This window comes from Vibrio sp. JCM 18905, assembly GCF_055393305.1.
Window position 1 is genome coordinate 186194 of sequence record NZ_AP043878.1, and the last position, 22170, is coordinate 208363.

The window sequence follows — 22170 nt, forward strand, 5'->3', positions numbered from 1 at the left end:
TTGTCTTCTAGAGTGCGATCTAAACTAAATTAACCTTAAAGAAGCTCTCTAATTTATCAAATGGGATCACATCCAATTGATCGTAGAGATCCGTATGATTCGCATTTGGAATGATCATCAATTCTTTAGGCTCTGCCGCCGCTTCATACGCCGTTTCAGTGAAATAGCGAGAGTGCGCCTTTTCGCCATGAATGAACAACACTGGGCGTGGAGATATCTCTTCAATATAGGTCAGAATTGGCATATTCATAAATGACAGCGGCGTTGTGAGTGTCCATGCGGCATTTGAGTTAATCGCTCGTGGATGAAAGCCACGTTCAGGAGACTTGTAATAGGCTGCATACTCAACAACAAATTGGGGCTCACCTCCAACTAACTCAAGCGATACTGGCCCGTAAGTAGGCGTTCCATTTTCGGCATCTTCCCATCGTTGCAGGCTTAGCTGCTCTAACGTTTGCGTGCGCTGTTCAAACGTCGTACTGTCGTTATAGCCTTTAGACATTACACGGGTCATATCATACATCGTACTGGTTGCGACTGCTTTGACGCGTTTATCTGTAGCAACTGCGTTTAACGCCATGCCGCCCCAACCACATATGCCTATCACACCAATTTTCTGACGATCAACGTCTTTCTGTAGGCCAATAAAGTCCACAGCTGCGCTAAAGTCCTCTGTATTGATATCAGGTGATGCAACGTTTCTTGGTTCACCACCACTCTCTCCGGTATACGATGGATCAAACGCTAAAGTAATGAAGCCTCGCTCGGCTAATGTTTGAGCATATAACCCTGAAGACTGCTCTTTCACAGCGCCAAATGGACCACTAATGACGATAGCCGCAAGCTTGCCACTTTTGTTTTTAGGTTGATAAAGATCCGCTGCCAACGTGATGCCATAACGGTTTTTAAAACTCACTTTGCGATGTTGAACTTGGTTACTTTTCGTAAATGTTTTATCCCAGGTGTCACCAAGATTTATTTGCGTCTCAGCTTGAACAGAACTCGTTGAGAGCGCTCCAACTCCCATAGCAACCACGCTGGCACCCGTCATTTTCATCATATTGCGACGACCTTCATCAGGTTCATCTTGGTAACTTGCTTGATTGTCGTTCTGGCTTTTCATGGTAGACACTCCTAATTAACGTAACACACGATGAGTACAGTACGCGGATGCTTTATCGCTCCTACTTTACTGACACGTACATTGTTGCAACTTTCGTATTTTTTCATTAACCAGATACTACGCATTGCTTGCCTAATCTTCCGAAGATTGGTCTAAACCTCTTCTAACGTTAATTAAGGCGTAAATAAAAAGCGCCTGTCGGCGCTTTAATTATCCATAGATCTTATTGCCATGTTGGCTCGCCAAACTCTTCACAACGTTGCTTGTCGTAATTTTCAATGCGCCCGCGTTTACCTACAAACTGAACCTGAACAACCATTCCAGCTTCAACATATTCACTGAAATAATCGCAAGAAACACGAAAACTAGTATCGCGTATCACAATTGGTACCCATTCATAGCCGCCGCTGCGTGGTAAGTAAGACTTGAAGGTAATGACCCCATCATCTGAAACGTTGATTTCTTGATCATATTCATTCAACTTATAAAAACGTTGTCCATCAAACTCTGCCTTTGCTTTTTCAATTATTCCCTTCGTTGCTGTCGATTGCATCGGCGTATTTGACACCAGTTGACACCCAACAACAGATGTCAATACGGACAAAGCCAAAGCGAGTTTAGTTATTTTATTCATTTACCTAACCACTGTAGAATTCTTCAACACTTACCATTTTAAAAGGAGGGAGACCATACTTTATTTTAAAGAAAATAAAAAGCGCCTTTCGGCGCTATTAATTATACATCTCTTATCCAAACGTCTTTGACGTCTTTTTTAAGAAGGTCTATCACACTCTGGTGAATAAAAACTAATCCAAAGTCTTCTTCTAGCTTAAATATTAATCGTTCTTCTAAGGGAATATTTTCTAATTTAGAGAAATCAAACTCTGTTGATTCAATGTCTAGCCAGTTTAACTTGCCGTATTGTTTTTCTTTGTCCGTCAATTTATAAGTTTGATGGATATAAGGCATACGATAATCTTCGTAAACTTTAATTTCATCATCAGATGGTTGGCTTGGAGAACAATCCACGCGAGCGTCTAACCACTCTACTCCATGTACGACCAGTTTCTCTACTTTTGACGCAATATCACTGATGATAAATAGCTTTGGAGAAAAGGTCATTTCCAAAAGCAAATCTGGCTCTACTGGCACTATTGGCTTAGGGCTTTGTTGGAATGGGAAGTTACCTAGGTCTTGTTTAGTTAGTAAATGATATTGTTCTTTCATTTTAAGCCTCAGTACTTTGGTACTTCCTTATCACAATCCAATTTAAAAGCTCTTAAATCACTAAATGATTCAGTGCCACTCACAAGATCAAAAATTTCCTCACAGAAAATTGTTGCGGTCTCTGCCCCTTTAACGCGGAACAAAACTCTATTTTGAAGAGGGATTTTTTTTAATTTCTCCTCAGATAAATAAAGTTCCATAACTAACATCTTATTTCTCTTGGGTGACTTTCTCATTCTAGATTTAGATTCATCAATAACATCTAAAACATTATTTAGTGCCAACAAATAACGATTTGATAACGAGCCATCTGGTAATCTAAGTTCTGCGGGGTAACATTCGATCCCATAAGGGTCAAAACTCATCACCAGTTCAGCGAACTCCTTACTAACACAGAGATCACCATTATCCGCAATATTACCTACACCTTTAATAAAACCATCCGTAGATTCCCAAACAATAGGCTCTAAAGAGCTTGTGGGCTCAAATTGCGCTTTGCTATATAATGGCTCTCTAGTGTCAATACAAACAAAACTTGTTGTAGACTCATGAAAGTTTTCACTGATTATTGAAAAGTTCATAGTTTTAATATTTTACGTTCACTTGCATTTCTAGAATTAATAGCAATATAGTAACTTGGGCTTCATAAATTTAAAGTGCCTGCCGGGGCTTATTTAATGATTATCAATAACGTCCAAAGGGGTATGTTGTATCGTACCAAACATCTTGACAACCAGCTAGTTTTAGAGCTTGAATGAAATCTTCATGAATATATAGATCATGATTTTGATCGAAAACAAAAGCATAACAGTTTTCAATATCTAAGCTTTCCAATACAGGAAACTGTAAAAGCTCAATTGTCTTGTAATCATCAAATTGTCTTTCATAGTCCTCTGAATGTGAACCAAAATCAAATTGGGTGGGCCAAAGAAACTTGCCTTCTAACCATTTACTATCAAGGTTAGATAAAATTGAGTCCCATATAACAACCTTATTAGCTTGAAGCTTAATATAGATATCAGGATTGCAAAAAACAAACTTATTTCTTTTCTCCGGTAAAATCTTAATTATTTCTTCAAATCTTATATACATCTATAAAAACTCCGAATAATCATCAACAGAGAAAAACTCTATCCCCTGTACTTTCTGCTCAAGAAACATTTCCATAATGGACTTATGGTAAAATATTTTATCCTTCCAACCAGAATCCCTAAATATAAGTCTTTTTTCAATTTCTATGCTATCTATCAAATCATCATTTACAACCAACCTATTCATTCCAGAGATAAACTCTCCACCTTCAAATTCATCGTAAAAATCGAAGTCACTTTTATCTCTGTCAATTACGTTTATTTCATTGCAAAGCTGTAACATTTTATAAGCATGATTTCCATTATCGACAAGAGTTATGTCAACCCAGTTCACTCCAAATAAATTATTGAAAGAAATACTCTCAAAAACATCACTCCTTATTACTAGTGAAGGAATTAAAAACACATCAGTAATCTTATAACCTTCTGTAGGAGCAAACCTTTTTACAAGCGGAATTGGCTGGTTAGGATATGTAAATACGTTGGATGGAACCGAATCAGAGAGTTCATCCGGAAAATCATAAAGTGGTGTTTCAACAATTTCTCTAGCAAAGTAATAATCGCTCATTTTCCGACCTTTAAAGTTCTTTGTTTTATTTCATTATCTTGGTGATTCAGGATGCCGTGTGAAGTATTTTTCATGCGATGCTCACAATATCCTCTATTTTTACTTTTGTTTTCAGAGTCACCACCAGCACACCCGACCTTACTTACAGGAGAATAGTCATGACCATAAGTAGAAATAGTGTATAAAAAGCTGTTAAGTTTAGCTAGAATAGCTTTCGATTTTTGATTCATATGTAATGTAAATTTTTCTTTGTTGCCTGGTTTACAATACACTTTTGATTTTGCATTCTGCTTAATTGAGTCTATGTCGGAGTATACAGCTTTTATGTATTTATAATCTAAACCTCGTAGGTATGTAGCAACATCATCTTTTACTTCAACACTGGGGTCGTTTCCCTTCCAAAATTTAGTTTTAACGCTCGTGAAATCTATTCCACCATTATGGTTAGAACGGTGAACGTGAGTAGACGCTTGGCAAGCAATATCAGGCTCAGAGGGAAACATCACTCCATTTTCCCAAGAGTTAATATCATACTCATATGCTTCCCTATATTTTTTCCATTGAGGGGTATCCAAATTCTTCGTAGTAATGATATGGTGCGCTTCTAGACCACATTGATCACTCTCTACTCTGCTGTCTGCCCACGGGTGTTCCTTAAAATCGGACCCGTATCCATTGTTTTTCCGAATCTGGGCAGCTAACTTTGCACCTGACCCATTGATTAGGCTGTGATTAGGTTTTTTACGCATCTTAGTCATATCATTATCATCGCTTAATAAGCATCGCACTTTTCAGGTTTCTTCCCGCAAACTGGGCAATGAAACTCTTCGCTACCCTTTTTCTCATTCGCCTTTGCAGAATTCTTTCCTGACTGTGCAGACTCGCCGGTATTATGTTTTACTTTCGCTGGGTAAGTTTTTTCGCCCTTGCCTAGGATACGAGCAAAAAGATCATCAAACTCGCCCATCGCTTCTTTTAGTTTGTCGGGTACCATCTTGTCGATGATTTTTACCTCATCCGCTAGCTTCAAGAAATACGCACCGAGCTCATCCGCGCCCATTCTGTTTGCGTATGAAGCCAACTCGGTTGCCACTTCAATACAAGGTTTTAAAACATCACTAACAATCTGGCTGGTTTGTTTTGCATAATCCATCCAATCTAACGTACGCAAGAACTTCTCTGGATCGCCTTTACCCATGCCTCTTAAAACAGCCAGTAAAGTATCTTTTGATGTTCCTTTTCCGCCTTTAAGGGCTACTTTACACGTACCTTTGACTGCACTACCAAATGTCGGGACACAACCGATAAGCGTTAATGAAAGAGCCAGCCAGTTTTCCGACTTTTCACGTTCTTCCTCATTCAACAACGTCATAATGTTCGCTGATAAATCGCGGACATCTGCTGCTTGATCGACAACAGGAATCATGGTCAGGGCCGTATTGGCAATGATCTGTTCTACGGAGGCATCATCGTTAAAGTCACCAAGAATGACGCCCCAAACCCAGCTTGCAGCACCAGACATTCGCGTCCAAGCATTTTCCCAGAAACCAACTTCGCCTTTCTTTGTTTCTTCAATGATCAGTTGAGCGTTAGCACTAGGATTAAAGTTCGGATTGGTCTTAGTTGGAACATTCGGCATAAAGTCTCGGCTGTCCTCGCCGTACTCTATGGCAAACTCACCCGGAGCAACGCCACCAACAGATGCTTTACCGTTGTTGTCGAGAGTTCCTTCAAACACTGCGCCAGATTGATCTGTGAGAGTGTATGTTGCGCCTTGAACGGGTTCACCGTCTGAGTATGAGAGGTATAAGTCAACCGTATACGTCCCTTCCTGCTCTTCCGTCACAGAAACCGATGGGTTTTGTGCCCCACCAAGACACATGGTATTAGCTTTGTTCATGGTCATTTGATCGGATAGACGACATACGCCTTTGCCCTCAAATTTAACCGTTGGTGAAGCTGAAATGAATTTTGCTTCGGCTTCTATCGTGCCTGAGGCAACGCCTTTTCTGTCACCGCCCGCATCGCCAGTACTTTTTGAGAACGTACTGCCCTTAATAGCGACACTGTTACCGCCATCCATAGAGACTGTCGTAGTCCCACCAGCAAGGTCTGCTGATTTAGCATTGTTGCCATAAGGGATAGGAACGACTGGCTTGCCGACCTTAGTTAAACAAACATCTGGGAGCGTTGCATTCGCTTCACCACCTGAGCCTTTATGAACTATCGAAAGTCCATTCGCACCAACTGTTACGCCCATAACCAATCCATTTGAATTTTATTGATTGAATGATAAAAGAGATCGCACATTGCAATCTCTCTAAATGACTAGTGAATTTCACTAAAAGACCAGTGATATTCACAGCAAACCTTAAAACTGGCAGAAGATCTCATTTTTAGATTTCTGGTTATCTATACACTTCAAGCAGTTGCTGGAATTTTAAGTCTATGACGATGTAGGTTGCCGCATACATAAGCGCAAACGTAATCGCACTAAGACTCAAGATCAGCTTGGGTGAAATTACCCTTTTTAACGGCTTCTTTAGGTATTTAGCTTTAAGGTTGATTAAAGAAACTTTTTCTTGTTCTGCTAGGCGGTCATCTCGCACTAATCGATAAATGGTGCTGCCAATTTCCGCTAACTTTTCGTTACCACGCTCTTCACGGCCGTACTTGCCTTGGAAACCAAGTTGAAGCAATAAATAGAGAAACTCTATAACGTGACGGTATTTGCGAGGGTCGGCTTTTAAGCGGTCGAGAATAACGAAAAACTTGTCACCACCAGATGTTTCGTTATGGAATTCAGACAGTAAGCTGTTCTGGCTCCAGTGACTATTTGCCCCCCATTCTTGCCGACAAACAGATTCATCAATCGCCGCACACAAGCAGTAACGAATAACAAGAACCGAAGCACGATCGAGCTCCATTTCATTAAGTTTTCGTTCACCTTTTCGAATCTCACGTGCCACTTGTTCACGAAATGGCATCGGGTCATCAAGCCAAGGGATCGAAGACATACAAGACAGACTGGCGATCAACCATGAGAATTGATCCACCAGCGGGTTAATACCCATGTTGTCGATAGATAGATCTTGTACTGCGATGTTTCTCGATAAGTCAGGCGCTGGCATTACCTCCATTGGTTTGCCAGGCTCTGGTTGGAATAAGACTACGGTGACGTCTGTTTCTGCGTAACTCATAGACGAACGGCCCAAAGTTGCAATGATAAGTTAGCGAAATCGCCCGCAACGTGAATCGCAATCGCAGCAGTGTTCTTCAATGCCATCCACTCTTCACCCGTTTTATCGAGCTCGAAATAGGTATAGCCAGCGTGATACGGCAGCGCGCGTGGCACAACTGGCATTGGTTTGATCTCAATCCCTGGCAGTTGAAGGTTAATCAAGTCGCGAATGTTATCGATTGAACCGATCTTCGTTTGGCTGACAAACTGCGTATGCAGGACATCCAAGGTAACGTCGGCTTTAACTGCAAGAATAAAGGTCGTCGTATCAATGATCTTATTGTCAGGGATCGCTGCCGTTCTGATGCCATAGTTCTGATCTTTTAAGGTCAGTGGAATTGCTCTTTGTTCAGACATCACGCTCAATGTCATTTTCGCACTGTCTAGAACGCGAGAAAGACAACTAGTTAAATCACCATGATTGTACTTAGTAAACTCAATAGGTCGGCGTGTCGTCGAGCACAGCGTCGAAAGCTCGCCCTCTGCCTGAAGAAGAATTCGATACAAAGACTCAGGGTGTACAGCTTCTGTGTTTGCAAAATGCCAAAACAAGGGTTCGTATCTATTGAGCGCTTGCAAAAGCATAAAGTCAGAAACTGATGATACGCCTTGTTGATCCACTACCCCTAATCGCTGAACTATGGATTCTGCGCGGTGCTTGAGCATAGAAGCAAACTCCGTCGCGAACTTATTAAGTACCGTAGATGCGTGAATATCGATACAGGTAGGAATGAAACTATCATCTAAGATCACGCTGCCATCTGGCTTCACTTCCGAGATCTTGAGGATCGGAATAGACGTGTAAGCACTTTTATCTTCATGGTCGTACATTAAGCAAAAGTTAAGCTTACCGACGACGATATTTGCCATGTCTTCCGAATCATAACAAGCATCAACCGCTTCTTGAGATTCCATCGTATAACGTGCACCGTCTTTTTTAGTGCCAAATAACTCAGAACGTTCCGATGGTAACGGACAGCACAAATAAACCACTTTATCGGCAATCGAAGGATCCACATCTTTCACTTCTGGTAGTTCAGCGAGCAGTGGAAGTTCAAATGGCGTGCGGTCCTGTAGGATACCTTCTGCACGCGTAATACCAATTTTACCGAGGGCTAGCAGTTGTGAATTTATTTCCAAACGCTTAATCCCCCAATGTAAAGGAGATGCGTTGCTGCTCAACATACTCGACAGTTTACTTTGCGAACGATCGAGTTGTTGAAAATGCTGCGGCTTCATGAACATTCCATCTTGCCAAACAACTGGATTGTATAAAGACATGTTTCTATCCCTTAAAAGTAAACCTGTTCAATGCCGCGAGTATTATCAGAAATTAACTCACTGCCTTCTAACTTGAGCTTGATGTAGTACTCGCTCTTCTCTTCAATGACTTCAACTTTACGCCATGACGAACCATCAATATCACGAAAGGCCACAGAAAAACCGACGGCACGAGTGTCAGGGTCTAGCGTTAGCATTTCATGAACTTTTCCACCTGGCTGTATTTGATATTCATAACGTTTGATGTACTCATCACCCAACGACGCTTTATCGTTTTCAAACAGCGCAAAAAAATCTAAGCTTCGGAATAAAACTGGCGAATTTAATTCGTGAAGGCGGAGAATGACCGGAGATGACTGCCCCCCATCTCTCACATTGAGTACAGGTGACGCCTCAATAACCAATTCAATGGACGAAGTTTCTGGTGTGATACCCGTGGACTCTTTAAATTGATCCCACATGGAACAACCGGACAACATGGCAAATCCGAGTAATACGGCGATACTACGCATGGTTTCCCTTAATCACTTTGTTATAGTTTTTCTTAATCAGCCCTTTTAAGGATGTTTCGTTGAGCAGACGACGATTGTTAGAGTAGAAATCTAAATATTCGCCCCACAGTTTTGACTTCGTTGAGAACAAAGATTGACTCGCCACTTTGTTAGCAAATGCAACGGGATCGTTCGTCTCTGATTGTTCTAAAATGAGCTCATTCAGCGCTTTATTAAACGTGACTTGGTGGTCATTCAACTCATCAAGCATTTGTTCTACCAGTTCATTTGGAGCCAGTAGATGTTGGCTATTGAGAGTCAGCATCAGCTCCGCAATGTTAGAGTCAGACTCACTCGTACTCTGCTCTTCTTTCAAGGACTCTACTTCGTGTAATTCTTTCTGCAGGTTATCAATACATAAGCGCAAACAAGTGCCCATTTGTTTGAACAACTGAGCTTCATTCGTCATTAGCTCAGGATTTCTAATACCCAAACCATCAAAAAACGCTTGTGCTATATCTTGAGAACAGGCGGTTGCTTCGATTCCCGCTTGCTCTTTAGTCGTACTGTTTATCGTAGGTTCTACCGCAGGCATTTGCAGTTGCTGATTAGCTTGAGAAGAGGGAGTAAATGACTGTGTCATCTCTTCCCATTTTGAGCCCGTAGCAGTATGTTCGACGATCGTCTCGGTGGAGTTAGGTGCATTATGCTGTCTTTGAACTGCCCTATCTAGAATCGTCGTTTGGGGTTGAACCGTCTCTTCTGAGACAATATCTTCTCTATATGGCGTACCGTTCTCTACCCCTAACGAACCCTTTATTGATGCGTTACTCTTGGTCTCCGTAGCCATCCAATCTTCAGGGATGAGGCTTGGCTGATCGAACTCGGAGTATATGCTGAAACTGTCATCGACCACCTGACGTGTGCTTTCCACCGTTTTAGGCTGTTCAGGTTCTGGATGCTCATCGTCACGAATTAAATGATCATCATCTCGCTGCATTGAAAAGTTAAGGTGCGCAACAGGATCATGACAATCAATGTCATCTTGTTTAGTCTCCATAAACAAATCTTCTAAAGCGCCTACTTTTTCTTCTTCTTCGACAACTGCATCTCCGAGGCTAACCAAAGGATCATTGGATACTCGCTCAGGGGCTATATCAGCGGCAATGTCTTGTGTCGAGGTAACATGCTCCAGAGAAACGCCAATTTCATATTGTCCTAAAGAAATAATATCGCCATCGACTATCGCAACAGGTTGATTTTTGAGTATTTTGTTTCCGTTAACCATAGTGCCATTAGTGGATACGTCACTAATATAGTAGGTATCTCCATACACACTGATCAGGCAATGAGTGCCTGATATAAAGCGGTTGTGATCGGTTAAAGACACACTACAACTTGGTGAACGCCCTATTGAACCACCACTCTCGGGCATTTCAATGTGCTTGACACCTGTGTATTCCTCTGGGCATTTAGAAACAAATAGAACTAGCTGATTTGAGTGCATCTATATACCTCAAAATAGCATAGAAACAGACAGTTCAAGCCCACCTATCCCATCATTGATAACTGGGAGAATATAAGAGGCTTGAGGAATGATTTGTATATGAGCATCTGGGTTACTACCTAGCTTAATGACTGTACCAACGGCGATAACTGCACCCAGCTCGAACTGATCGATGTCCTCGACACTCTTATAGCGGTAACCTTCTGGGTCAACTTGCCAACGGTTTGAATATTGTGAGTAACCTGCAGATAAACCAGCACCTACGTACGGTGTGAAAACGCTCCAAGAAGCCAGCGCATATTGCGGTACAACACGAAGTTCATAGTTAGTTACTTCTTGATATAGACCGCTAGCTGGCGCTTCGATATCTTCTGCTAGGTAGTTAAGCCCTAACCACCAGCGCCAACGGTTATTATTTTCATCAATAGGGCGAGAATGAACCAAGCCAAACCTTAGAGTGTCTTGTTCACCACTGTTACCTTCTTCGTAATTAATGCTATCGATAGTCAACATACTGGCAGAGAGTCCATAACGCTCTCCCTTTGCTACTGCAAAAGAAGAAAATAGACACATGGCTGAAATCAGCCCGATTTGACTTGGTTTTAGCATTTCGTCCCTCTAGGAAAACCGATATTCTACTTAGAGGCGAAAGATATCAATTATATTCTCTTTTTCAATAAGCCTAAAAAAACACCTATAACTTAATACATTTCAACTATAGGGTTGGTTATTTTACCTACAAACAAAAACTAATGGACCGAACTGAGTTAAAGCAATGAGCCTGTAAACCTATTTAATTAAATAAAAATTAAGAAGGCTCTACCACCAATTTAAGAGGGCTAATTTAAAGAACACAGGCGAACAAAAAACAGACAAAGTTAACAATTTAGTCACATTTATTAACTCAAAAGATCGACTTCGTCATATATAAGGCTCTCCTTAAAAACAAATCGAACTATTGACATTAATATTATGAACAAAGATCACACTAAGGATAATTTAATTTATTTTTTAAGTGTTTTTATTATCTAAACAACTTCTTTTGTCTATAGAATCACTTCGGTAATGCACTGCTTACAATTTAATATAACAGCAGTGGAGTCCTATATACCTTAATACTTCTATATGATCAGTTGGAATTTGCCTTATGTTTTTTAGCGACTTCGCTCGAAGACCAATCGATGAAAATAACCCAAGCGGCTCTAACCCTAATGGCTCTGAAGACTTTGACGAAATAAAACGTCAAATAAATAATCTTAATAAAGTCACCGGAAGAGTCTCTTGGAAAACGGTTCAAACACTCTCAAAAAAAATCTTGAGCACTCACGCAAAAGACTTACGTTGTTGCTGCTACTTCACGGTCGCATCAACATATAACGATGGTCTAAGAGGCCTTGTTGAAGGGTTAAATTCATTGCTTGATGTGTGTGTCGTCTATTGGAACACCGCATACCCTGAACATTCAAAGTCAAAAGCACGAATGAGCGCAATTGAATGGATGGTGGAGCATACTGAAAAACGTATTAATAAGCACCGTGCGTTGCCGGAAGAACTTCCACTGATTGAAGCTGCGCACCAGTTGTGTTTAAGAATAGAGGATGAGCTTCGCCTTCATTACGGTATTCAAGCGCCTTCATTTGGTCGCATTCGTCGTATCTTAAATCAATGGGCTGAACAGATAAAAGAACAACAACATGCCATAGAGTTACGCGAGAAAAAACAAGCAAATACTAACGCTGCTGCTTCCGCACAGGCAACACCTGAAATTAAAGTGAATGTATCTCCCTCTCCTGCCCCGGACTCGCCATCCCACCTCAATAACAGTGAAAAAACGACCCCAACAAAGTCCGGCCGATTTATGATCTACTTCATCATTGGCTTGATTGTTACGGCGATATGTTCACATTTTGTGTACGAACAACAACGCTATCGAACGCTGGAGCAAAAAATTAGTCAAGCTTCACTTAATGAACTTGTAAAGTTGGTCGCCTCGTTAGATTACGAAAATAAAAAATATGCCCAGTCACTGAAAACACCAACTATTAATCGCGTAGATATTATGATGAATAACTGGTTTTTAGACTCGGCCAAAGTAAGTAACGTCAGCGAGCTCGATAGCTTGACCAATGAATTAATCGCAATCTATCCAGATTCATCTTCTGCCCAGCAGCTACGTCAAAACTTTTTGACACAGAGCGCCCATTTAGAAGACCAGTTTATGGATGTGTATAAGCGATTCTCAGACGCAAGAACGGTGTTTGCCAACGTAGCTAGACAGAATGTAGATAAGAACTCTAAAACGGCGTACGAATATAGTAACTCACTATTCCCGCTTCTAGGTCGTATTGAATACGCTGAAAAGTATTCACAGCAAAAGGAAATTGACCGCGCAACCCTTTTACTGAACATCTACCTATATAAATTGAGTCAGCTACAAGCTGAAAAAACTGACAATAAATAACAATACAATTAAAGAAGTTTTAGGCTTATGTTCAAACAAAAACTGTTTAGAAATCCAGTTGTGATTTCTACTATATTAACGCTTTTAGTGGCGATAACCATTACCGCTATTTATCTTCTTTTTCTAAAAGATGCAGATAAACTGTATCTTTGGCTGAGCCTTGGTGTTATCGCCATTTTCTACGTCACTTTTCAATTCACACTATGGTTGAAAAAAAAGAACAGCGCTAAAGCTCAAAATTTGGAAACTGAGGAAGAAGCTCTTTCTATGGTTATCCAACCTCTTCTTGCTAACTCAGGGAAGAAACCAATTTATCTGATGCTTGGTAATAAAGGGTCAGGGCGACGTCAATTTTTATTTAATTCTAGTGCAATTAAACCAATGGATCGCACGAGAACCGCTAAGAATGATTTTTTTGAATGGTACGAATCTGACAGCGCTGTATACATCAAACCTGACCAACGCTTAGTGTTTCAAGAAATATCAAGCAGTGACGCTTCTTTATGGAATACATTCATCGAAGAAGTGATTCGCCACCGACCTAGAAAACCATTTTCTGGCTGTTTATTCTTCATCGACTTCGAGTTCATGATCGTCTCTGAGCCAGAACAAAAAGAGTACACTATTTCGTCGTTATTGGAGCGCTTGAGCACTATCAACTCTAAAACGTCGTCAGCATTACCCATTTATCTAATTATGTCGAAGCTAGACAAGTTAGATGGATTTAAAGAATACATGCACTTTAGCTCTCTTAAGACACGTGTAGAGTTCCTTTCTATCCCGCTGAAAGAGGCCAAAGGTGTTTTTTCAGAATACTACCGTGATAGCTACCGAAATCTAGTTAAAGTGCTTGAAAGTAACGCGCTAGATGCATCAGCTAACTCAACAGATATCGACGAGAAACAGGCAATTCTCGCTTTCCCTAAGCAGTTTGAGCTATGTCAGTCTGAAGTCAGCTATGTTCTTGAGCGTCTGTGTGATGTTAACAACGGTGTTTATTCGCTAGATATCCGTGAAATTTTCTTTAGCTCAAGTTTACAAGGCGGTCGTAAATACAATTTACTAGCAAAAAGTTGTAGTAACTACTTCAACTTACCAATTATCGCCTCTGAGCATACCCAGTTGACGGAAACACCGTATTTTTCTCGCTTTCTGATTGATTCGCAAATATTGCCTGAGAGCGATTTTGCGGGAGAAAACAAGACGTATCTTCGTCTAATTCAGAGACAAAGCCGTTTAGCCATACTCGGCTCCATTATTCTGCTTGCTGGCGGTGGTTACTTTTTTGCAACTACGTTAGACAGTAATTTACATGTGATGAATCAACTACTAAGTATTGATGACAAATCACAAGCAGAGCACGATGCAAGATTTAGTGAGCTTTTAGAAAATGCAACCAAAGCGATAGAACCGTCTTATGGGGCATGGCTTAAAGGTTCTAAGGCTTTAGATGAGGAAATATTACCACTCAATATTAGCCGTTTGGATCAAAGCACTCGCATTGCCTACGAGGCATTACTTAAGGAAGTCGCTCAGCAGCTAATACCTCTGATTGAGAAAGGTTACCGCCTACAATTGGCACAAAATCAAAACGCTTTCACGCGCGCTTTACCTCTATTGAAGGGGTATTTAATGCTTAACGATCCATCTAAGCGTGATATCCGTTTTTTACGTCATCAAACACTCCAAATGATGAGTGATTTGAGTAACCGAAGTGACGTCGTTGATCAGGCCATGCGCTACTTAGACGCCTACTTTCGCACACAATTTGCTCCAATCGATATCAACATGGATCTTGTTCGCGCAACACGTCGCTCATTACTTGCAAATTCGAATGTCGACCTCGTGTATGCAGGCATTTTAAACGAAGCAAGCTCTATTGATTTAGGAACATTAGATCTGCAACGAGCCGTCGGTTTTGAGTTTAGCAATGTATTTAACACGCCAATCGATAGCGAACGCTTAATCGTCGATAAGATCTATACCTCCACAGGTTTTAGCACCTTTTATCGACCACGCGTGGACTTAATGTCACAACGAGTAATCAGCGACAACTGGGTTCTAGGTCTATCGCAACATGTCATCCCTACCAACGAAGAGCAAGAAGCCTTTAAAGAAGAAGTGCGAAAAAAATATACTGATGACTACATCAATAACTGGCGTAATGCGCTGAGTGAGCTCAAAGTCCAAAACTATGACAACGTTGGTGACCTGACCAACGCGATAGACTTAATCTCTGGCCCTTCTTCACCAATGACAACGGTATTGAAGCAGGTCTATGCCAACACGCAATTTTCACCCGTTGGCGAAAAAAGCGCTCTAATTTCAAAACTTGACCCGAAACTCGCGGCAGCAGCAGATTCTGCATCAGATGCCGTAGAAGAAGTGGTAAAGCCTGATTACTTGCTAATGCAACGTGTTGAGCAAGCCTTTCACTTATTAAACCAGCTTCAAGTGAGTGAGACACCAAACTCCCCTACTCCTTGGGATGAGACCGTTGCAGCGTTGAGCCGTGTTCGCACCTACATGAAGGACATCGCCGACGCGCCAGATCCACAAATGGCGGCGCTAGCAGCAGCACAGCATCGAATGAACAGTACTGAGGCGGACCCATTAATCAAGCTTAAACAGATTGCACAAAAATCACCAGAACCCGTTCGCAGCTGGTTACTAGATGTGGTTCAGCAAAGCTGGTCAGTAATGATTACAGAGTCCGCAAAAGGCATCCAAACTCAGTGGTACAGTGAAATTTATACCAAGTTTAAAGAGATTGGATTAGGGAAATATCCATTTGACCTAACAGCGACCGAGGAAATTTCAATTGAAGATTTCGAATTGCTATTTGCTTCAGGTGGCTTGTTAGACACATTTATTCAGAAAAACTTTGCACCGTTCTACGATACGAACTTGTGGACGCCAAAGCAGGTAGATGGTGAGACGATGCCAATCTCTCCAGCTCTACTAGTGCAACTACGCAACTATAACGTCATTCGAGATACATTAATTAATAAAAGCACCAACCGAGTTCATATTCCGTTTAGTGCAAGAGTACTCGACCTTGACTCTAGTGCAATTAGAGCCAGTTTAAAAATTGCAGATACCAATATGAGTTACTACCACGGTCCAAGCCGAATTCGTGAAATGGCCTGGCCACCGCAAAATGGTGACTTCAATATTAGTATCACACTCCAGGATGTAACAGACGAAGGTAGACAGCACGTTTTAAATAAGAGTGGTCAATGGGCGATATACAGATTGCTAGGTGACTCGACCTTGACAAACACTCATAACGGCAGCTTTGTCAGTGACATAAAAGTGTCAGGGAGGGACTTAAGCTTACGCATCACTCCATTGACGCAGAAAAACCCATTCACTCTTGCTGAGCTATATAACTTTACGCTCCCAGAGTCGATTAAATAACAATATAAAAACAAAATAGGCAGAACACATGATTTCAAACATGACTTTACAAGGTTTAGATAAATTAGATCGAAAAATACTTTCAAGTCTATTGTCAAACGGGCGTGAGTCTATTGCGAATCTATCTCGAAACATTGGTTTGTCTCGTACAGCAGTAGCAGAAAGGATTAATCGTTTAGAAAAGACCGGTATTATCAAAGGCTATACCGCACAAATTCGTGTAGAAAACGAAGGGCGCAAAGCCGCAAGCTATCTATTGATATCTTGTGAAAAGGGTAAGAAAAATGATGTAACAAATGCGCTTAAAGAAATCCCTGAGGTTCGCTTAACAAGCGTTGTTGGTGGCAACTTTGATATTATTGCCCTAATTGAAGCGCCCGATCTGCAGTCTATTCATCATCTTTGTAACGAAATTGAGTCATTTAACGGGATTCAAAGGCTTGATACTACCGTCGTACTTCACCAGCCGATCAGCCGTTAAGCTTTTCTGACCTTTTTGATGACAACATAAAAAGCCGCTCGTAGAGCGGCTTTCTTATATGCTTCCGATAACTCGGATTTTGGCATCTTTATCACTTGGGTTACCTAACCAGAATGTTTGTCCTAAGTGGTTCCCTTCCCCATTACCTAGCTTATTCTCTGGAATACTATCTAAGTTAACTGTCAACTTTAAGTCCCACGACATCGGGTCACGCAAAATGAAACGCATCAGGCCAACCAGTGTTTTGTGTAACTCACCATCGTAGGAAAACTGCTTAAATGTTTCAAAATCGATGCTGTCGATGCAGAGATTAAATTTGCCGTTTAAGTCCGCAATGCTTTGTCCTAAGTGCAAATTTTGCCCTAATATGCAATTAGCACGGTTGAGTTTATTCCGTTGGCTTTCTGCGATTTCTACGCGGCGATATACCCACTCTTCAATGCGCACGCTAGGCAACGAGAAGTAATGCGAAACAATACCGGAAATCAGCTTCGGCGAACGCGTACGCGTAGAAAGTTGGTTTACATAAGACAGTATTTTCGCTCGATCTAACTCTGCGACCTTACTATCTTGCATTACGCTAGATAGGCCCGCCAAGTGCAGAATACGTCCAGAGAAGGCATCACTTGCCCCGCTTTGGTACTGCACGTGATATCGGTATTTCTTCCAAACCCGATACAACAAACTGGTGTACCTATTATGGAAAAAATCAAAGAAATCTTTTACCGGATTGTCTTCGGGATCTCGCCCTGCCAGTTTCTCAGTATAAGAAGCAGGAAGTGGTGAGCTTGAACCATGCAAGCCAAGAAAGTTAGTTTCGACTCTAGAATACTGCTGGCCATTTCTCTCCATATGAGCAATAAAGTCCATATCGCTCTTTGGAAAAGATAAGTTTGGCGAAACGCTGAACTCAATACGTTCTTGGTGGAAGTACTTGTTCTCACCGACGGCGACAAAGTTAGAGTTCGGCTCTAGTTGATAATGCTTCTCTAGCAGCAAGACGGCTTGATAGAAACTAAACTCATTCGACTTATCAGAAAGTGTATTAATCATAGTATCGTCTGCTGTCCGATAAGACTTGCCCAGTTATAAACCTCACCTGTCGCTTCATCAAACACTTCCAGTTCGGTAAAGGAGTTCACACTCGAGTACAAACGGATGAATTCGTTAAGCACCGTCGCCATCAAGAACATGTCGCCTTCATTGACAAAAAATTTGGAATTGGTGACCAACTTAAACTGATTGCCGCGTACCGAAACGCCACGAAACACACGGTCGATTGGTTTCATTTCCGAAGAGATAACCCCATCAAGTCGATGAATTGATGCACGGTGCGCTTGTCTGTCAACTCGAGAGTGGAAATCATAGGTAGAGAGAAGTACTTTAAGTACATCAATATTTGCCAGCGATAAATAGTTGAGTGACATATTCGCAATTAGCTGCCACTGAAGCTCACCATTCACTTGCGGACTGACCGATTGAGTGGGCTTGGTAATATTCCTAAACGTCGCATAGGTCGGTGATTTATGAGTCGCGTAAGTGATATCCCCCACTGACAAACGTTCCGCCAAATCTGCGTTACTACATTGCAGTTTCATGAGTACCGTTTCTGTCCCCAGTTCCGCAATATCCCCATTATGAGTATGAAATGATATGTAGCGTTCAAGGCCTCTACCGCTTACACGCTCAGCAACTTTAGATTTGTAGAACTCGCGCTTATCTCGTTGGTTAATTTGATGCTCAAATGATTCAAATTCAATCAGAGACTTTCGACGACGCTCGTCTTTACTCCAGCTTTCCACTTGCTCAATGGAATAGACTTCGTAATGCTCCTGAGTGTTGCTTTGCGGACGTACCTTGTACTCGTTACGTCGGTGCTCTAAACGAATTGGATCGCCATCTTTTTCAAATAAATTAACGGCAGGCGTACAGTGCAACTTCAAGTGTTTATCTTTAAGCACCACTTCTGACGGTAATGCACGCTTAAAGTGGAATTTGATTTTGACCGTGCTACGTTGTGGAATGCCTTTTAGCCACTCTAAGCCTTTAATGTCGAAGAACATGAACTTATCTGGCAAAGAGAAGAATTCTTGCAGCAAACGATAGCCTGCAAATGAATTTTTGCTGTAAGGCAGGAGCGCTTCGTCCTCTTCATGCCCAACTGGCTTAACGTATTCTGGCCCTAAGCGATGTTTGTAACCACCACCAACATCTAATTCGACATAATCTAGGTAACGGAACAGCCATAAAAAGACAGTTCGAGTAATATGAATCTCGCCATGCAGGTGTAATCGCAGCGTGTCTAAACCGATCCGAGACAGTTCAAGACCATGCTCCGTCGATAAAGTCACATCAATCATCGAACTGGTGCGGCTGTTGGTCTGTTCGATGTTAGTGATCGTAATTGGGTATAGATTGACGTCGTAACAAGTACGGAACAAACATTGCGTGCCCTCTACCTGTTCACTCGCCATTTCTGCGCCACGTTTCACCACGGTTTTCTCAGTAACACTTCCGGTATGCGGTTTTAGTTCGCTAATGCACAAAGACGGAATCGAACGCATGTAATGTGGCCACAGCAAAGTCATCAGAGATTGCGTCAGCTCAGGCAGTTCATCATCAATCTTTTCGCGGATTCGACCTGTCAGAAAGGCAAAACCTTCGAGAAGTCGTTCGACATCTGGGTCAAAGGTTCCCTCAGAGAGAAAGTGAGTTAACTTCGGATGATATTTGGCAAACTCACTACCCGACTCACGCAAATACGTGAGTTCATCTTGAAAGTATTTACTGTTACTCAAGTGGCACCTACTAAACGTTAAATTGGCCGTCGGTTCCCATGTAGACGTCTATCGACATTGGGACTTTACCGCCGTTATGGGAAACTTCGCCGCGAATACCAAAGCCGAGTTGTAGCGGGTTATGGTGATCTTCACGGTAATTAACCTCGACATTCAACAGTCGCGGTTCAAAGCGCTCTATGGTTGACGTGATGTTTTTTTGAATGTGGCGAACTAGGTTCGTGTTGTTAGAAAGTACGTCATTAAAATCGGGTAAACCATACTCATTGTCGATCATTGCATTCCCAGAATGGGTATTCAGCAAGTCTGCGAGATGAGAATGAATAGATTCAATCAAATGCTTGTGAGAAACGACTTTCTCGTAACAGTTTTTGGGTTCACCAAGCTCAATCCGCTCTAAAAGGCGATAACCTTTTTCCATCTTCACTCCTACGAAAAAAGCAGCCAGTCTGTACTGGCTGCTTTATGGTTTCAGCAATGGGTTATTGGTCTAACTTACCAACTAGAGACAAGTCGAAGCTCGCACCCATGTACTTGAAGTGAGGACGTACAGACATTGATACTTTGTACCAACCTGGGTCGCCTTCTACGTCTGACACTTCAACCTTAGCAGCACGTAGTGGACGACGACCACGGACTTCCGCTGGCGGGTTTTCCTGGTCAGAAACGTATTGACGAATCCACTTGTTCAGTTCAATTTCTAGGTCTGAACGCTCTTTCCACGAACCGATTTGCTCACGCTGTAGCACTTTAATATAGTGCGCTAAACGGTTGATAATGAACATGTAAGGAAGCTGAGTACCTAGCTTGTAGTTCATCTCTGCTTGTTTGCCTTCTGGCGTGTTCGCAAACACTTTCGGCTTTTGAACAGAGTTTGCAGAGAAGAACGCCGCGTTGTCAGAACCTTTACGCATAGTTAGCGCAATGAAGCCTTCTTCTGCTAGCTCGTACTCGCGACGGTCAGAAACAAGAATCTCAGTTGGGATCTTAGTTTCGATTTGACCCATGGCTTCAAAGTTGTAAACCGGTAAGTCATGCACAGTACCACCGCTTTGAGGACCAATGATGTTTGGACACCAACGGTACTTAGCGAAAGATTCACTAATTTTTGATGCCATCGCGTACGCAGAGTTACCCCATAGGTAGTTGTCATGGCTGTCTGTTACTTGCTCATCGTAGTCAAACGCCTTAATTGGGTTATCTTCTACAGAGTAAGGTGTACGTAGCATAAAGCGAGACGTACATAGACCTAGGTAACGTGCATCTTCGTGTTCACGTAGACTACGCCATTTAGTGTATTGTGGGCCTTCAAATACTGACTTAAGATCTTTTAGATTCGGTAGCTCTTCATAGCTATCTAAACCAAAGAACTTCGCAGACGCCGATGTAATAAATGGTGCATGAGACATTGCACCCACGTTTGCCATGTACTCCATCAGTTTGATGTCTGGAGACGAAGCCGACATATCGTAGTCACAAATGACTGCGCCAACAGGTTTACCACCAAATTGACCATATTCACGCGTATAGATTTGTTTGTACAAACCAGACTTCACCACTTCTGGTGCGTCTTCGAAGTCATCAAGAACTTCATCTTTCTTTGCAGAGATCAATTCAATTTGAATGTTCTCACGGAAGTCAGTGTGGTCAACCAGGTACTTAAGGCCACGCCAAGTTGATTCAATCGCTTGAACTTCTTCGTTGTGAAGAATTGCATCAACTTGCTTAGACAGTTTTTGGTCAATTTCTGAGATCATCAGATCAACTAAAGACTGATCCACTTTCTCTGTGTTCGAGCTGCTTAGTAGCTCACTGATGAATGCTTCTACGCCGCGTTTTGCAACATCAAAACCTTCATCACTTGGCTTTAAACGAGTTTCGTTAAGAATGCTATCCAGAAGTGAGCCTGATTCAACTAAGGCTGCTTCTTGTTCTGGCGCTTGTGCTTCTGCAGACATGATATCCCTTACTCTTCTTTCGCGTCTTGGTCGTTACCAATGCTTAGTTCATCCAACAGTTTCTTTCTCGCGTCTTCATCTTGAAGTACTGATGCGATCTTCTTGCGGAATGCAGGAACATTACCTAGAGGGCCTTTCAACGCCACCAAGGCTTCGCGAAGCTCAAGTAGGCTGTTTAATTCAGGTACACTTTTCGCGATCGCTTCTGGAGAGAAGTCCTTCATGTTTTGGAACGTTAGATCAACACCGATTTGGCCGCCTTCTTCATCAGAAAGACGGTTTTCAACGTTCACTTTAACGTTTGGAGACATGCCTTCTAGCACTTCGTTAAAGTTGTCTTTATCGATATTGATTGGAGTGCGTTCTTCAATTGGCGTCTCATCTGCACGTGCAGTAAAGTCGCCAACCACCATCATGCTTAGCGGCAGTTCTACGTCTTCTTGCGTATCGCCAGTTGCTGGAACATAACGGATATTAATTCGCTCTTTAGGAGCCACCGAGCCGTCACGTGACATAATTCGTT

The 22170-nt window shown here is 41.9% G+C and carries 21 protein-coding genes; 3 read left to right on the forward strand and 18 right to left on the reverse strand.

Translation table 11 applies throughout. The annotated features are described in order from the left end of the window. Positions 1–19: 19 nt before the first annotated feature. The 13 genes from ACZ5ZC_RS00730 to ACZ5ZC_RS00790 all read right to left on the reverse strand — a co-directional run bounded on the left by ACZ5ZC_RS00730 (position 20) and on the right by ACZ5ZC_RS00790 (position 11138). On the reverse strand, positions 20–1123 hold the full coding sequence (locus tag ACZ5ZC_RS00730) for an alpha/beta hydrolase (protein ID WP_464931638.1): 1104 nt from the start codon (positions 1121–1123) through the stop codon (positions 20–22). A gap of 223 nt (positions 1124–1346) precedes the next feature. Then, entirely contained in the window at positions 1347–1757 is a 411-nt protein-coding gene (locus ACZ5ZC_RS00735) for a hypothetical protein (RefSeq protein WP_464931639.1), read from the reverse strand. Between the two features lie 101 nt (positions 1758–1858). Further along, positions 1859–2350, reverse strand: coding sequence for a hypothetical protein (locus tag ACZ5ZC_RS00740; RefSeq protein WP_054867466.1), 492 nt, complete (start codon positions 2348–2350; stop codon positions 1859–1861). An 8-nt stretch (positions 2351–2358) separates the two neighbouring features. After that, positions 2359–2931, reverse strand: coding sequence for an imm11 family protein (locus ACZ5ZC_RS00745; protein WP_054867467.1), 573 nt, complete (start codon positions 2929–2931; stop codon positions 2359–2361). Positions 2932–3034: 103 nt separating this feature from the next. Further along, entirely contained in the window at positions 3035–3442 is a 408-nt protein-coding gene (locus tag ACZ5ZC_RS00750; protein ID WP_203342632.1) for a hypothetical protein, read from the reverse strand. Then, positions 3443–4009 carry an imm11 family protein gene (locus tag ACZ5ZC_RS00755; RefSeq protein ID WP_054867469.1) on the reverse strand — a complete coding sequence of 189 codons (567 nt, stop codon included), beginning with the start codon at positions 4007–4009 and terminating at the stop codon, positions 3443–3445. Further along, on the reverse strand, positions 4006–4767 hold the full coding sequence (locus tag ACZ5ZC_RS00760) for an AHH domain-containing protein (protein ID WP_203342633.1): 762 nt from the start codon (positions 4765–4767) through the stop codon (positions 4006–4008). The genes ACZ5ZC_RS00755 and ACZ5ZC_RS00760 overlap by 4 nt, the downstream gene beginning before the upstream one ends. Before the next feature lie 14 nt (positions 4768–4781). Next, a complete protein-coding gene (locus ACZ5ZC_RS00765; RefSeq protein ID WP_203342634.1) occupies positions 4782–6269 on the reverse strand; it encodes a PAAR-like domain-containing protein in 1488 nt (495 codons plus the stop codon). 148 nt (positions 6270–6417) lie between these two features. Beyond that, the gene (icmH, locus tag ACZ5ZC_RS00770; protein WP_006741083.1) at positions 6418–7209 is read right to left on the reverse strand and encodes a type IVB secretion system protein IcmH/DotU; all 792 of its coding nucleotides are present in this window, start codon (positions 7207–7209) and stop codon (positions 6418–6420) included. Further along, positions 7206–8531 carry a type VI secretion system baseplate subunit TssK gene (gene tssK, locus ACZ5ZC_RS00775; RefSeq protein ID WP_047008196.1) on the reverse strand — a complete coding sequence of 442 codons (1326 nt, stop codon included), beginning with the start codon at positions 8529–8531 and terminating at the stop codon, positions 7206–7208. The genes icmH and tssK overlap by 4 nt, the downstream gene beginning before the upstream one ends. Positions 8532–8542: 11 nt before the next feature. Further along, entirely contained in the window at positions 8543–9043 is a 501-nt protein-coding gene (gene tssJ / locus ACZ5ZC_RS00780; protein WP_005392625.1) for a type VI secretion system lipoprotein TssJ, read from the reverse strand. Continuing rightward, a complete protein-coding gene (gene tagH / locus ACZ5ZC_RS00785; RefSeq protein WP_464931640.1) occupies positions 9036–10529 on the reverse strand; it encodes a type VI secretion system-associated FHA domain protein TagH in 1494 nt (497 codons plus the stop codon). Before tagH ends, tssJ begins: the two co-directional genes overlap by 8 nt. 9 nt (positions 10530–10538) lie before the next feature. Further along, positions 10539–11138, reverse strand: coding sequence for a hypothetical protein (locus tag ACZ5ZC_RS00790; RefSeq protein WP_005392629.1), 600 nt, complete (start codon positions 11136–11138; stop codon positions 10539–10541). Positions 11139–11676: 538 nt separating this feature from the next. On the opposite strand from ACZ5ZC_RS00790, the gene ACZ5ZC_RS00795 reads away from it, so the two are divergent. From ACZ5ZC_RS00795 to ACZ5ZC_RS00805, 3 genes are read left to right on the forward strand one after another with little or no spacing between them, the layout of a single operon-like run. Next, the gene (locus tag ACZ5ZC_RS00795; RefSeq protein WP_464931641.1) at positions 11677–12990 is read left to right on the forward strand and encodes a type VI secretion system ImpA family N-terminal domain-containing protein; all 1314 of its coding nucleotides are present in this window, start codon (positions 11677–11679) and stop codon (positions 12988–12990) included. Between the two features lie 27 nt (positions 12991–13017). Continuing rightward, a complete protein-coding gene (gene tssM, locus ACZ5ZC_RS00800) occupies positions 13018–16410 on the forward strand; it encodes a type VI secretion system membrane subunit TssM (protein ID WP_464931642.1) in 3393 nt (1130 codons plus the stop codon). Between the two features lie 28 nt (positions 16411–16438). Continuing rightward, on the forward strand, positions 16439–16891 hold the full coding sequence (locus tag ACZ5ZC_RS00805) for an Lrp/AsnC family transcriptional regulator (protein WP_005373369.1): 453 nt from the start codon (positions 16439–16441) through the stop codon (positions 16889–16891). A 54-nt stretch (positions 16892–16945) separates the two neighbouring features. Here ACZ5ZC_RS00805 and tssG read toward each other — a convergent pair whose 3' ends face one another. From tssG to tssB, 5 genes are all read right to left on the reverse strand, one after another. Further along, complete coding sequence (tssG, locus tag ACZ5ZC_RS00810) at positions 16946–17944, reverse strand: type VI secretion system baseplate subunit TssG (protein WP_006741089.1); 999 nt, start codon at positions 17942–17944, stop codon at positions 16946–16948. After that, positions 17941–19689: a type VI secretion system baseplate subunit TssF gene (tssF, locus tag ACZ5ZC_RS00815; RefSeq protein WP_006741090.1), complete on the reverse strand. Its 1749-nt coding sequence runs from the start codon at positions 19687–19689 to the stop codon at positions 17941–17943. Before tssF ends, tssG begins: the two co-directional genes overlap by 4 nt. Before the next feature lie 10 nt (positions 19690–19699). Continuing rightward, positions 19700–20110 carry a type VI secretion system baseplate subunit TssE gene (tssE, locus tag ACZ5ZC_RS00820; protein ID WP_005392634.1) on the reverse strand — a complete coding sequence of 137 codons (411 nt, stop codon included), beginning with the start codon at positions 20108–20110 and terminating at the stop codon, positions 19700–19702. A gap of 61 nt (positions 20111–20171) precedes the next feature. Then, entirely contained in the window at positions 20172–21647 is a 1476-nt protein-coding gene (gene tssC / locus ACZ5ZC_RS00825) for a type VI secretion system contractile sheath large subunit (protein WP_005392635.1), read from the reverse strand. Between the two features lie 8 nt (positions 21648–21655). After that, complete coding sequence (gene tssB / locus ACZ5ZC_RS00830) at positions 21656–22162, reverse strand: type VI secretion system contractile sheath small subunit (protein WP_005392637.1); 507 nt, start codon at positions 22160–22162, stop codon at positions 21656–21658. Between the last annotated feature and the right edge of the window lie 8 nt (positions 22163–22170).